The sequence below is a fragment of the Ciceribacter ferrooxidans genome, from assembly GCF_004137355.1.
In the GTDB taxonomy this organism is placed as follows: Bacteria; Pseudomonadota; Alphaproteobacteria; order Rhizobiales; family Rhizobiaceae; genus Allorhizobium; species Allorhizobium ferrooxidans.
Genome location: NZ_SDVB01000115.1, coordinates 1 through 261, shown reverse-complemented (window position 1 = coordinate 261; position 261 = coordinate 1). Strand labels below are relative to the sequence as shown.

Genomic DNA, 261 nt, shown 5'->3' with positions numbered 1-261 from the left:
CCATGTTCATCGTGCCGGCGAGCGCCGGAGCGGAATATGAGCAGGCACTTTCGGACATGATCGAGGCGCGACCCGAGATCACACACTGGGTCTGGCGGGTGGCGGAGGGTGAAATCCCGCGCCTGCCTTGATCCGTAAAAGCACATATCCGCAGGGCGTTGACAGACCGCGGCGAATATTAGCACTTCGACGATGTCGTAGCTTCGTCTGTCCAACGGAATGTTATGAAACCTGCGAAAAAGCCGTTCATCGCGCAGATCA

The 261-nt window shown here is 57.5% G+C and carries 1 pseudogene; it reads left to right on the top strand.

Annotated elements, in window-relative coordinates:
- A pseudogene (locus EUU22_RS25790) lies at positions 1 to 131 on the top strand (DUF1173 domain-containing protein); the annotation flags it as partial.
- Positions 132 to 261 lie beyond the last annotated feature (130 nt).